This is a genomic window from Heyndrickxia sp. FSL W8-0496, from assembly GCF_038007825.1.
GTDB lineage: Bacteria > Bacillota > Bacilli > Bacillales > Bacillaceae_C > Heyndrickxia > Heyndrickxia oleronia.
Map to the genome: position 1 here is coordinate 1,282,158 of NZ_JBBOXX010000001.1, position 14,204 is coordinate 1,296,361.

Below are 14,204 nucleotides of genomic sequence, written 5' to 3' on the forward strand. Positions count from 1 at the left end.
ATTAATTTGAACGGGAGTTATCTTATGAGTAAAATCTATTTTAATGAACATCAACGTCAACTATTAGAAGCCAATCCCAATGTTGCTTCAGTATCTGACCGAGCGATTCAATATACACCTGAATTTAAAATTAAAGCAGTAAATGAGAACTTAGCTGGGAAAGGACCTACTCAAATCTTTATAGAAAATGGGTTTGATCTTGAAATGATTGGCCCTAAAAAAGCTAAATCAGCTTTGAAGCGTTGGAGAAATACTTTTAATCAATATGGAGAAAATGGTTTTTTGGAAGAACGTCGAGGAAAAGGAAGTACGGGAAGACCAACAACTAGTGAGTTATCCGCTGATAAGAAGCTAGAAAAAGCAGAGGCTCGTATTCGTTATCTCGAAGCTGAAATTGAATTACTAAAAAAGCTAGAGGAACTCGAAAGGAAGGCGAAGAAACACAAGTAGCTCCACATGAAAAATACGCAGTCATCAATGAAGTAATTCGTAAATATCAACTAATCAATAGTGTCTCTGAGCTATGTACTGTCGCACATGTTAGTCGCAGTGGTTATTATGCATGGCTGCGGAATACTGAAAAACATGCCATTCGAGAGAACAATGATTATGAGGATTATCTCTTTTTAAAGTGCATCTATGATGCATTCAAAGGGAAAGTTGGCTATCGTGGACTTTATATGAAAGTATGTGAATTACTTGAAAACCCAATGAACCCAAAGAAAATACGCCGTCTAATGCGCAAGTATAATTTCTTTGCGAAAGTGCGACGTGCAAACCCATATAAAAATATTGCAAAAGCTACTCAAGAACATAAGACATTACCAAATAGATTAAACCGTGAATTTACACAAGACGAGCCGGAAAAAGTATTTTTAACTGACATTACCTATTTAAAGTATCGAGGAAAAACAGCCTATCTATCCTGTGTTAAGGATGTCGCTACACGTGAAATAGTGGCATATGAATTATCACAAACATTGAAAATGTCGATTGTTTACAATACTCTAGCAAAATTAGAAGAGAAATTAGGGAATAATATACATCCAGAAGCCATGATACACTCTGATCAAGGTTTCCATTACACGCATCCAGAATTTCAAAAAAGGGTGAAACAGATGAATTTGAAACAATCTATGTCACGTAGAGGGAACTGTATCGATAATGCACCAATGGAATCCTTCTTTGGACATATGAAAGATGAAATGGACTATAAAGAAGTTCATACATTTGAAGAACTAAAACAATTAGTTAATCAATATATGATTTTCTATAATGCATCAAGAAGACAATGGAATTTAAAAAAGATGACTCCGGCAGAATACCGAAGTCATCTAATCGCTGCTTAAATAGCAGGGTTACTTTTATTAAACTGTCCGAAATTTAGGGCGCAGTTCACATTAATAGGGCGTTTTTTTTATTGGAGAAGAAAATTCATAGGTAAATTCGACAACTTCTTGTACAAAAGGCACAAAATAAAAAAGTTGTTTATGCATGCTAACTAACTGGTTTGTTCTTTTTTGTTTAAATGAAATAACGACCTGAATGGACCGTGTAGGTATAATAAACTATATGAGCTGTAAACGCTTTTTCGACAAATTTCTCTTTTTGTTAAATATTAAAGGGAATTGGTCAAGAAATTTAAGTATTGGTCTCGATTACTTAAATGTTTACGTAATAAGAAATTTGAAAGGGGTATACCATTTTACAGCAAAAATGAAGTAAAATAAACTCTTTAGGCAAAACGTGAATATTTTGCCAAAATATCCTAAATAAGCATTGGAAAATCGGGAGCTTAAACATATAGAAAAGGACATAATACTATTATCTATTGTTTTTAGATGGACAACCATTGACTGGTGGTCAGCCAATGCACGTTAGAAAAAATTAAGAAATGGGGTAGGGTGTATAATGTCTACGAAGTTAGATAATTATGATTCAAATGAGATACAGATCGAACACGCTCCAGGTGTAGATGAATCGCTGTATCCGAAAAAAAATAACGAACGAACGGTAGGTCCAATCTCTTATGCATTTATGTGGATTGGTGATGGAGTAAACTTAGGGAATATGACTCTAGGTGCCAGCTTAGTTGTAGCTGGAATTGCAACACTAAATATTTATCAAACATTTTTAGCAGGTATTATCGCAATCGCTATTATTTCAACTATTTTTGCTTTAAATGACAGACTTGGATACAAAACAGGTATCCCATATGTTGCACAACTTAGAATGTCTTTTGGTATTAAAGGAACAATCATTTCATCCCTTTTACGTGGTATACCGGCCATCGTTTGGTATGGAATACAAAGTTGGATTGGTGCTACAGCATTAAATGAAATTGCAAAGATTGCTACAAATGGTAGCTTTGATCATGTTGCTATTTGCTTTGTAGCCTTGGTATTATTACAAATTGTTCTTTCACTATTTGGCTTCCATGCCATTAAATGGGTAGAATCACTTGCATCGATTATTATTATGTTAGCACTTGTATATGTGTTTGTTATTCTTTTAACTTCACATAGAGATGCAATTGCCGATACATGGGTTCATACAAAAGGCTCTTGGGGCTTACCATTCTTTGGATTTATCATGGTATTCCTTGGAAACTACGCAGCAATTTTCTTAAGTGCAGCAGATTACTCAAGAGAATTGAAAACTGGTATCAGTAATGGAAAACGTGGAACTTTATACTTTGTTTCTATTTTTGTAGCGTATGGTTTTGTTCTTACAATTGGTGCTATGCTTGCTTCAGCAACAGGAGTAACTAACCCTGCTAAAGCATTAGCAATTATCGTTGATAATTCATATATTACAGTATTTGTATCAATCTTTATTGTAATTGGTGTTATTGCAACAAATATGGTTGCCAATATTATTCCTCCAGCATATGTTATTACATTGCTTACTAAATTGAAATATAAGCCTGCAGCTATCATTACTGGATTGCTTGCATTAGTTGCATTCCCTTGGGAACTTGTAAAGGATTCATCAGCTGAGGGCTTAAACCTTTTCGTACTGATCTACTCTGCATTTTTAGGACCAGTAGTAGCGATTTTATTAGTGGAATTTTATATTTTGAGAAAACAAAAAGTGGATGTAGCAGAAATTTATAAGCCAGATGGTCAATTTGCTGGATTTAACCCTTGTGCATTAATCGCGATGGTCATTGGTGCAGCAGCAGCCTTCATAGAAGTGGATTTAGCTTGGATAGTTGGTGCAGTGGTAGCAGCAATTGCCTACATCTTATTAATGAAGTTTACATTTAAAAATTCTAAGTTTAAAAAAGGTACGATATTTGAGAATTAATGATTGATGAAAATCAAATCTATAAGTAAGAGATTGCATTGTAGTGGATGGTTTTTATCATCACCACAATGCAATCTTTTTTCTTTAGTCAGTTATATCCAAGGCTCTAATTTCTAATTGATTTCAATCCCAAAAAATTAGAAAAGAGCTTTCTTCAAAGAAAGAAACTAAAACAAAATGACTTAGGGAAAGAATAAATGATGATAAATAGGAAGGAGAGTTAATTATGTCATATGATTTAATTATTAAAAATGGAAATGTCGTTTTTCGCGATGGTGTACGTAAAGTAGACATAGGTGTTAAAAATGAAAAAATCTCTTGCATAGCAGAACAAATTACAGAGGATGCAAAGGAGATTATTGATGCAAGTGGGCAATATGTTATGCCTGGAATGATTGATACACATGTACATATCAGTGAACCTGGTCGTACAGAATGGGAAGGGTTTGAGACTGGATCAAAAGCACTTGCTGCTGGTGGTACAACAAGTTATGTTGAAATGCCACTTAATGCACTTCCAGCTACTATTAATAAGGAAGCCTTGGATTTAAAACTTGAAGCAGCAGTAAATCAGAACTATGTAGACTACGGTTTTTATGGTGGACTTGTTCCTGAAAATTTAGATAAGTTACAAGAGCTAGATGATGCAGGTGTTCTTGCTTTTAAATGCTTCTTATCTGATATAACAAGTGATATTCCTGGAGACTTTACAAATGTTGATGATTATACTTTATATAAAGGAATGCAAAAGTTAGCAGAGTTAGATCAAATACTTTGTATTCATGCAGAGAATCCATCTGTAACTTCTAAACTTGCGGAGGAAATGGTCCGTGAGGGAAGAACAACTGCAATGGATTACGTTAACTCTAGACCAATATTTACAGAAGTTGAAGCCGTGCAACGTGCCTTACTTTTTGCAAAAGAAACTGGCTGTAAATTACATTTAGTGCATATTAGCACTTCTGAGGCCGTACAGGCGATTCTAAAAGCACGTGCGGAAGGGGTGGACGTCACTCTTGAATCATGCCCACATTATTTTTCGATGACTGCTGAAATGGTTGAAGAAATCGGTCCTAGAGCAAAATGTCAACCACCATTGAGAAAAGCAAAGGATCAAGCCAAATTATGGGACGAGCTTCTTAATGGAAATATTGATTGGTTAACTTCAGACCACTCTCCATGTACAGAAGATTTGAAGCAAGGAAATATTTTTGAAGCATGGGGCGGAATTAGTGGAGCTCAAAATAATGTTGACCTAATGTTTGATTTGGCAGTGAAACAGCGTGGCCTAGAAGTTCAAAAATTTGTTGATCTTATTGCAACAAATCCATCTAAACGTTTCAACATACCAAATAAAGGTGAGATTGCTGTTTCGAAGGATGCAGATATTATCCTACTTGATCCAAATCAGTCTTATACAGTAAAAAGAGAAGATCTATATTATAAAAATAAGCATAGTGCTTACGAAGGAAGAAAAATCGACTGCCGCGTGACTAAAACGATTGTTCGTGGACATGTAGTTTTTGATTTAGAAGAAGGAATCGTTGGCGAACCAATTGGTAAGCTAATGTCAGCAAAATAATAATTGTCTAAGGGTTAGTCTTTTAATAAGTCTGACCCCTTAGCTTTTTATGCAGTCCCTTATTCATGGATTGGAGCGGTTTCATTTGTATGATTGACTGCTCAAGAAATAAGCAAGGAGGAAAAAGGAAATGGCTACATTCGATTTATTAATAAAAAATGGTACTATTGTGACAGCTGATTCAAATGCTCAAGGGGATATCGGAATTAAGGATGGTAAAATTGCGGAAGTTTCTATCGGTAAGTCAATCGAAGGAACTGCAAAGAAAGTTATTGAGGCGGAAGGTCTTCATGTTTTCCCAGGCCTAATCGATTCACATGTTCATTTTAATGAACCTGGTCGAACAGAATGGGAAGGATTGGAAACTGGTAGTAAAAGTTTGGCAGCTGGGGGAGTAACAACATTCTTTGATATGCCATTAAATAGTACACCACCAACAATTAATAAAGAAAACTTAGAGTTGAAACGAGCAGCTGCTAAAGAAAAATCAATTGTTAATCCTCGTTTCTGGGGTGGACTTGTTCCTCAAAACGTTGCAGATTTGAAGGAACTTCACGAAAATGGTGTAATTGGTTTTAAAGCATTTATGTCACCGAGTGGAATTGCAGATTTTGATAATGCGGATGATGAAACACTATATAAAGGAATGAAAGAGATCGCTTCATTTGGTTCCCTTTTAGCTGTTCACGCTGAGAGTACAGTAATTTGCGATCAACTTGCTCAAGAGAAGCAAAGCCAAGGAAAGACATCAGCAAGAGATTTTGTTGAATCAAGACCAATTATTTCTGAAATTGAAGCAGTTAGAAGAATAATTTCTTATGCTGAGGCAACAGGCTGTAAGCTTCATATTGTTCATGCAAGCAGCAGAAAAGTTGTACAAGTTATTAAAGAGGCACAACTGAGAGGTGTAGATGTGACAGTAGAAACTTGTCCGCATTATTTATCTCTTACAGTAAAAGATTTGGAAGAAAAAGGTGGGGTAGCAAAATGCTGTCCACCATTAAGAGATGAAGATGAGGTTGAAGATTTATGGGCTGCTGTAGCTAATGGGGAAATTACTGTCATTGGCTCCGACCATTCACCAGCACCCGCATCAATGAAAGAAATAGAAGGCAACTTTTTTGAAGGATGGGGCGGAATTTCAGGTGCACAATCTACTTTAAATATCTTATTGACTGAAGGCCATTTTAAACGTAACCTTCCTTTAGAAAAAATTGTTGAATTGACAGCAACAAATCCTGCAAAATTATTTAAACTTGAAAATAAAGGTACCATTGCACCTAATTATGATGCAGATATAACAATTGTGAATTTAAACGAAAGCTTTGAATTAAAGAAAGAAGATCTATTCTATCGTCATCAACATTCACCTTATGTTGGAAAAACATATCAAGGAAAAGTAAAAACAACAATTGTGAATGGACAAATTGTGTTTGAAAATGGAAAAATTATTGCTGAAAAATAACATGTAAAAAGAGAGGTAGGCTGAATAATCAATACTCAGCCTACCTCTCTTCGTTTTAGAAGGTATAAGTTACTCATTCGGATTCTTCGAGAATGGAACCTATGATTAAAGCGACTCGAATCCGAAGTGAATAGGCAGGGTCACGGAAAGAACAGTTAAGTAAAGCTTCTGTTTTTTCAATTCGATATTTCACTGTATTACGGTGGATAAATAATTTTCTTGATGTTTCCGAAATTTCACATTGGCAGTCAAGATATACTTGAATGGTTTTTACCAATTCTTGATCTTCCTTCGTTTTAGGATAGGCCAATGATTTTAATGTATTTTCATAGAGAGCCTTTAAATCCTTCTTCGGAATAATTTTTAGCAATTCCTCAAGTTCTCTTGTTCGGTAGAAGTTTATGAACCCGAACATATTTAGATCATATCCGTTCATAATCGCTTCAACCGCCTCATGATAAGCAGTTGGAATGTCCCTTAGAGAGTGAACAGCATTACTTACACCGAATGAAATAGAATAATCTCCTTGTAAATGACTTTGAGCCGTTTCAACAAATTTTGTTATATGCTTCATTTCAGTCTCGGTAATATCAGGAAATTGCACAATCATAACAAAGTACTTTTCTTTAGTAAATAATGTCGCATTTACTTGTGCATCGATAATTTCATCTTCAAGCTTATCGTAAATACTATGATAAAGCTCACCAACCTTTTTTTCATAAAGTTGTAGAGTTTCGTAATTTTCACCTTTTGGATCAACGGTACAAATAATACATATATTATTCAGATCCTCTTGTAAGCCATAAAAATTTCCACGACTAATGATTTCCTCATCTGATTGAATTCTCATTTCGATTAAATCGGCGAAAAAGTTATTCTTCAATAATCTTGAGTTTTCTTCAATAGCCTGTTCCTTAATAATTGTGAAAGAAACCACATTCCCAGCTTGTTCAATGGCCATTTGTGAAGAAGGATATGGCAAGGTTAGAGAATCTATGATTACTAGCATGCTATTATCCTGACGCTTTGTTTGCACAGGAAATGTAGAGATGGATTGATTTTCCTTAGAAGGAATAGCATACGTATTTCCTTCACGAGCTGCATCTAAATCCTTTTTAATTATCTCGATTATTTCTTGCTCAATTATCTTCATCGATTCTTTGCGGAAATCATGACTTTGTGCAATCTTTTCTCCACGATGATTAAGCAAAAGAGTTGGACGTAATAAAAAATGACCTAATTGTTCAACAAGAGCATTTAAACTATATCCTTTAATCATCATATCTGAAAATTCCTTTTGAACATGTAAAGCATAATAAAGTTGCTCTGCTTCATGGTCATTTAAATAATTCAAAATATGACGTGAGACCTCACCTAATGAATGGTCTGTATGCAAATCAATAATCGGAAAAGCCAAATCATCGGCTAGTAATTTCACCTCTGCTGGCAAAGTCTTTAAGAAACGATTGATCTTAATGACTATTCCAGAACAATTTAATGCATGCATTTGTTTTATTAACTCGCAGAGCTTTTGTGTATCGTCTTTAAAAGCATAGCCAGTAGTTAACAGTAAGTGATCTTTATTTAAAAACTTAATGATGTCAGGTGTATCTGATATATTAACAAACTGTACATTTCGGGTAAGTCCTCTATGACCTGCTAAAACAATTGATTCTTTCATACCTTCTAAGATAAATAAATCATTCATTGTTTTCATGAATATCCCTCAAATACATTAAAGTTTGTACAAAATTAATTCTAGCTTAACTTACTTATCATACGTTTAATATAGCTAAAATGCAAGTGATAATTTAGTCATTTTAAACAATGACTTTTTTCACCAAAAAAACTACACTGGGATTAAAGAATCTTAGAAGGATAGTGTAGACGGAAAAACGAAGCGGATGTTGTTTTAGTGCTTCGTTATTTTGATGTTATACTACTGTTATTGGGTAAATGGATAATGAGGAAGGGAAGTGTTGATAAGGATGGAATGGATGGCGTGTTTTTCGAGCAATGAAGTTTATAAAATCCTTGAACAAAATCCTCAGGGTAGTATCCATAGTGTATTTACCAATAGTTTTAACATCGCGTTTGATAAAAGCCTTGTACATGTTGGTGTCTATGAAAATGGATTAGCGCCTTTCGGTATTGGCTTAAGTCGAATGGATGCACAACAGCTGATTAGACAAATCCAGAATGGACTGCTTGTCCGTTGGGATCCTGCATCTGGAAAGCTCATTTTTTCAAATGAAGCAGTACTTGATATGAAGCAAGTTAAGTGGACAAAGCATTCGTTTTCTGACTGCTTAACAAATCATTCAATCATAATTGATCATTTTCGATATATTGCAGATTTATTTCTACAATCAGACTGGCAAACTGGTCTGGCACAAACCCCTGATGAAAAACAAGAACTAAACCAATACTTACTATCCTCAACGCAAGTAGTCACTAGCAGTAAATTTATAAATGAAGTGAATCGTTTAATCCAGCTTATTCAAGGTGAGATATCCACTGAATATGAATCCGTATTTGATTATTGGATGGGGAGGGGTCTTGGACTTACACCGAGTGGGGACGATGTATTAACAGGTGTGTGTGCATTTCTTTCAGCATTTAATGGATCAAAAGGTGAGTTTCAAGAACGATTGAAAAGCTATTTAGTAGCTAAAGGTAGACAAAGGACGACGCATATTGCATATGAGTATTTATTATATGCTACAAATGCTAAATTTCATACTCATCTTATCCAGATGTGTAAAGGGATGGATTCGCGAAGTGATATTGAATTTTTCCAAGCTGTTGAGGAAATGAAAAAAATTGGTCATACATCAGGTGCAGACACCTTACTAGGAATTTTATTAGGAATTAAGGCTTTAGTTTTGAAATGAGCCTTTAAATTTTAAGTAAAGAAGGCGATTATCATAAAAGAATTATTAAAATCATCCAATTGGATATCAGGCTTACAATGGCTCTTTTTCATTTTTACTAACATTGTTGTCATACCTATTACAGTAGGAGCGGCTTTTGACTTACCTGGTGGAAAGATTGTTAATCTATTACAGCTTTCATTCATTGTGACTGGTCTTGCGTGTATTGTTCAGGCATTTTTAGGACATAAAAGAGCAATCATGGAAGGACAGTCTGGTCTTTGGTGGGGAGTAATCTTAACCTTATGTAATACAGCTATTGCACAAGGAATGTCATTAACTGAGTTGGGTGGAAGTTTAACGGTTGGTATTATCATTTCAGCAGTGTTGACGTTGATAATTGGATTAACGGGTATAGGTCCGCATATTTCAAATTTATTTAAACCTGCTGTTATGGGTGTATTTATGTTTCTTTTTGGTTGTCAGTTGATCGGTATCTTCTTAAAAGGAATGCTAGGTATTCCTTTTGGTAATCAAGCACAAGGTGCACATATTGATTTATCTATTTCATTATTATCTATTATTATTGCAATTATCGTTATTATTGTTAGTATTAAAGCTCCACCAGCGATAAGAAAATATGGTTTATTAATTGGTATTATTATTGGTTGGATTGCTTATGTTCTTATTTTTAAATCTGAAGCGGCTGTAAGTGAGGCATCATCATTTAGTTTAGATTTATTCCCATTAGGAAAACCAACATGGAATACTGGGATCATTATTACAACTGTTTTAGCTGGTTTATTGAATACAGCGAATACATTTGGTGCGTTAAAGGGTACAGATGAAATGTACAAATCTGAAACAACTAAAACTCAATATCGAACATCATTTACAATAACAGGTATTTTCACAGCTATTGCAGGTGTATTTGGTCTTGTGCCTTACTCACCATATGTGTCTTCAATCGGATTTTTAAGTCAAACAGGGATTATCAAAAGAATTCCTTTTGTACTAGGTGGATTTATGTTTTTAGTAATGGGATTAATTCCGCCTGTGGGACACTTCTTTTCACAGTTGCCATTGAGCATAGGTAGTGCGGTATTATTTGTTTCTTATTTACTTTTATTAAATTCATCCTTTGCATTTTTTAAACAGATTGAATTTAATACATTAAATGTCTATCGTTCTGCTGTTCCATTATTTGTGGGAATTGTTATTATGACATTACCTGCATCCTATTTTGAAACAATTCCTAGTTTTATCCGTCCACTTTTAAGTAGCGGCTTAATGGTAGGGATTATATTATCACTTATTCTAGAGAATTTATTTAAATGGGATCGCTACGGAAAAACTGAAAAGATTCAATCAGAAAGTGAAAATATGGCATCATAGATATTTAGATATATGAAAAGGCCATCTCATAATAGTCAATTATGAGATGGCCTTTATTTTTTTCTCTTTTAATCACAGTAGGTTGAAGACTGTTAACTCCTTTTTTCACTGAGAAAAAATACTCAATAAAAAAACGCTACTAAAAGCATACTTAAGTGTAACAGCTGCCAGTAAGGATTTTAAAAAAGTAACATTATACGAAAACATCCTTTTTATAAATGAGAATTTAAAAAAGAAATGATTTCTTCAAAGGCTTTTTGAACAACAGGATTGTCCCAATCCTCATCAAATACATGCTTTCCATCAGGGATTGTAATAAGTTTGCATGAACCGCCTGAGTTACTTAATTTTTTGGACATTAATACAGATTGTTCATACGGAACGTCCTCATCCATTGTGCCATGCAACAATAAGGTAGGAGGGAAATCACTATCTGAATAGTAGAGAGGACAATACGGTTTAAGTTCATCTAAGCTTCCACCTGGGATAACAAGAGCTCCGCTTATATCTTCAATCCATGTTCCCTTCTGTCTAGCATACATATAAATCGCATAACGCTTTTGGATAGGTCCCTCTGAGATAACGGTATTTGAAACAAGCATTTGTGCAAGCTCTTTTGGAACAGGGGTCATTTTTTGATAATGTGGACTTGGCTTTGTAGCCCAATCTCCAGTGATATCGCCATACCCATATAAAGAAACAATTGCTTTAGGCTTGTTTTTGAATGTTCCTGCTAATAAAGCTAAATACCCGCCAGCAGAACCACCGATCACGGCAATTTTATTTGGATCATAATTAAATTTTTCTATTCCCTCATTTTCAAGCCATGAAAGTGCATCTGCTACATCTTGTTGAATCTCAGCAAGTTTTGTTTCAGGTGCTAGACGGTAATCAATGGAGAAAATATTGAAACCAGCTTGATGATAAAAGTCAATTTGTTCTTTTTTTAAATCTTCCCTTGAACCCCAAAAAAGTCCTCCTCCATGGATATAAACAATGACAGGACGATTTTCTTGTGAAGCTGTATAGAAATCACCCTTCAGCTCAAATTGGGTGGTGCTTTTGTATATAACTGTTGTTTTGTTCATACTATAGATGATCTTCCTTTCTCGGTTGAATAAAAACTATTTACTCATATTGTATAATAAAATTGATTTGTACCATTTGTTTATTATGTACAAAATGATAAATAAACTTTATCTATATCGTATAAAGACTATCAAGGTATGATACGCTTACAATAGATATGAGGTTAATAAAGAAATGAGTAAGCTTGAATAAGGTTTTAATCAGATTTATACATGATTTCTCCCTTGTATAGTTTATACATGAAAAACAAAGAATACTTACTTACTAATTCCTTAAAACAATGAAAATGTTTCTATGCAAAGTCATTGTTTTTTACTGATTTTTTTTAATACGAACATTGATATGTTCTAGCAAATTTAACCAACATATATTACTAGGAAAGGGATGAATGAGAATGACAGACGGAACAAACGGAACAGTTCCTCAGCTAGATACACTTGCCGCAGATGCAGAAGCTAAATTGAATTGGCTTGGGGAGTTTGGTAAGGATCCAGATGGTGGCGTTTCGCGTCTTCTTTATTCCAAGGAATGGGTAGAAGCTCAACATGCTCTAAAAGAATGGATAGAGAATGAAGGGCTAGAAGCTCGATTTGATGAAATTGGAAATTTGTTTGGTACATTAAAAGGTAAAAATACGAATGAGACAATTCTTACAGGGTCACATGTTGACACAGTAAAAAATGGTGGGAAATATGATGGGCAATATGGAATTATTGCCGGTATTTTAGCGTTAAAATACTTGAAAGAAACATATGGTCAACCATTACGAAATATTGAAGTTGTTTCAATGGCTGAAGAAGAAGGAAGCAGATTCCCTTATGCATTCTGGGGATCTAAAAACATCGTTGGATTAGCGAAACGGGAAGATGTTGAAACGATTGCAGACTTTGATGGTGTTCCATTTGTCGAAGCGATGAAGGAAGCAGGTTTTGGTTTCAGAGATGAAACAAAACCAGCACGTCAAGATTTGAAAGCATTTGTTGAAATTCATGTTGAACAAGGTAGTGTCCTTGAAACAGAAAAGATTCCTGTCGCTGTTGTTAATAATATTGTTGGACAACGTCGTTTTACTATTGAAGTAACAGGGGAAGCTAACCATGCAGGAACAACTCCAATGGGATATAGAAAAGATGCTGTGTTTGCTGCAAGTCAAATGATCTTTGATATTATTTCCATGGCAAAAGAAGTTGGCGATCCTCTTGTTGCAACGGTTGGTAAAATTGAAGCACAACCTAACATTGTTAATGTTGTACCTGGAAAAGCAATTTTTACAATAGATGTTCGTCATACGGATAAAGATGCGATTGTTTCATTCACAAAACAGATTACTGATCGTATGAATGAGATTTCTAAAAATCACGAAGTTGATACAAAAATCGATATGTGGATGGATGCAGATCCTGTTCCAATGGATGAGAAAATTGTTGAAGTGATGGAAAAACAGTGTAAGGAAAATGGTTTGACTTATAAGGTAATGCACAGTGGTGCAGGTCATGACTCACAAATTTTTGCACCGTTTGTTCCAACAGCAATGTTATTCGTACCAAGTGTTAAAGGGATTAGTCATAATCCTGCTGAATATACACATCCAGCTGATTTAGCTGAAGGTGTAAAGGCATTAATTGGTTCATTATATGAATTAGGATATAAAGAATAAGAGTAATTTAATCAAAATAGCGAAAACAAAGGAGAATGTTACAAATGGGTTATCCAAAGGATTTACTTTCAAGCAGATCAATTATTAAACATGGCTTATATGCATTAATTGCACCAGAAGGTTTAGTAAATAATGTTGTTCCTGGTTTTGAAAACTGCTCAATGTCTATTTTAGGATCACCAAAACTTGGTGCAAGCTTTGTTGATTATATTATCACTATGCACGAAGGTGGAAAAAACAGTGAGGGATTCTGTGGACAAGATAATGTAGAATCATTTGTTTATATCCTTGGTGGAAAAGTAAAAGTAACAGCTGGTGAAGAGGAATTCGTTCTTGAAGAAAGCGGCTATGTATATTGCCCACCTGGAGTAAAAATGTACTTAGAAAACCTTGAAGCTGGTGATTCTCGTTTATTCTTATATAAACAAAAATATAAACCACTAGAAGGACGCAAGCCATGGGTTGTTTCTGGTCATGCTAACGATATCGAATACAGAGATTATGATGATATGCATAATGTTCATATTAAAGATCTATTACCTATGGAACTAGATTTCGATATGAATTTCCATATTCTATCTTTTGATCCTGCTGCAAGCCATCCATTTATCGAAACACATGTTCAAGAACATGGTGCATATCTACTATCTGGTGAAGGTATGTATAACCTTGATAATGAATGGATTCCAGTTAAAAAAGGCGATTACATTTTTATGGGACCATATGTTCATCAAGCAGCTTATGCAGTTGGTAGAGAGCCATTAACATATGTTTACTCTAAAGACTGCAATCGTGATGCGGACCTTTAAAAATTAAACGAAGAGGTGTCTCAGT

General features: G+C 34.7%; 10 protein-coding genes. 8 read left to right on the plus strand and 2 right to left on the minus strand.

The features are described 5' to 3' along the window. Positions 1–24: 24 nt before the first annotated feature. The 4 genes from NST63_RS06365 to NST63_RS06380 all read left to right on the plus strand — a co-directional run bounded on the left by NST63_RS06365 (position 25) and on the right by NST63_RS06380 (position 6,356). Positions 25–1,349 (plus strand): IS3 family transposase gene (locus NST63_RS06365; RefSeq protein WP_139254896.1). Its coding sequence is split into 2 segments (ribosomal slippage): positions 25–403 and positions 403–1,349, totalling 1,326 coding nucleotides; the frame shifts between segments, so codons are not numbered across the junction. 562 nt (positions 1,350–1,911) lie between these two features. Beyond that, positions 1,912–3,309 carry an NCS1 family transporter gene (locus NST63_RS06370; RefSeq protein ID WP_212944597.1) on the plus strand — a complete coding sequence of 466 codons (1,398 nt, stop codon included), beginning with the start codon at positions 1,912–1,914 and terminating at the stop codon, positions 3,307–3,309. A 226-nt stretch (positions 3,310–3,535) separates the two neighbouring features. Further along, entirely contained in the window at positions 3,536–4,891 is a 1,356-nt protein-coding gene (gene allB / locus NST63_RS06375; protein ID WP_058002899.1) for an allantoinase AllB, read from the plus strand. Between the two features lie 130 nt (positions 4,892–5,021). Next, positions 5,022–6,356 (plus strand): allantoinase, encoded by a 1,335-nt coding sequence (locus tag NST63_RS06380; RefSeq protein ID WP_341041616.1) that lies wholly within the window; start codon positions 5,022–5,024, stop codon positions 6,354–6,356. A gap of 73 nt (positions 6,357–6,429) precedes the next feature. Here the strand turns inward: NST63_RS06380 and NST63_RS06385 are convergent, their stop codons facing one another. After that, positions 6,430–8,073 carry a PucR family transcriptional regulator gene (locus NST63_RS06385; RefSeq protein ID WP_212944595.1) on the minus strand — a complete coding sequence of 548 codons (1,644 nt, stop codon included), beginning with the start codon at positions 8,071–8,073 and terminating at the stop codon, positions 6,430–6,432. A gap of 259 nt (positions 8,074–8,332) precedes the next feature. On the opposite strand from NST63_RS06385, the gene NST63_RS06390 reads away from it, so the two are divergent. Both NST63_RS06390 and NST63_RS06395 read left to right on the plus strand, forming a co-directional pair. Further along, positions 8,333–9,250 (plus strand): DUF2877 domain-containing protein, encoded by a 918-nt coding sequence (locus NST63_RS06390; RefSeq protein ID WP_341041618.1) that lies wholly within the window; start codon positions 8,333–8,335, stop codon positions 9,248–9,250. 63 nt (positions 9,251–9,313) lie between these two features. Continuing rightward, a complete protein-coding gene (locus NST63_RS06395; protein ID WP_278891613.1) occupies positions 9,314–10,624 on the plus strand; it encodes a uracil/xanthine transporter in 1,311 nt (436 codons plus the stop codon). Positions 10,625–10,836: 212 nt separating this feature from the next. Here the strand turns inward: NST63_RS06395 and NST63_RS06400 are convergent, their stop codons facing one another. Next, positions 10,837–11,712 carry an alpha/beta fold hydrolase gene (locus NST63_RS06400; RefSeq protein WP_180212498.1) on the minus strand — a complete coding sequence of 292 codons (876 nt, stop codon included), beginning with the start codon at positions 11,710–11,712 and terminating at the stop codon, positions 10,837–10,839. Positions 11,713–12,107: 395 nt separating this feature from the next. Between NST63_RS06400 and allC the strand changes: the two genes are divergently transcribed. Then, entirely contained in the window at positions 12,108–13,370 is a 1,263-nt protein-coding gene (gene allC / locus NST63_RS06405; protein ID WP_058002998.1) for an allantoate deiminase, read from the plus strand. A 44-nt stretch (positions 13,371–13,414) separates the two neighbouring features. After that, positions 13,415–14,179 (plus strand): (S)-ureidoglycine aminohydrolase, encoded by a 765-nt coding sequence (gene allE, locus NST63_RS06410; protein WP_212944592.1) that lies wholly within the window; start codon positions 13,415–13,417, stop codon positions 14,177–14,179. Positions 14,180–14,204 lie beyond the last annotated feature (25 nt).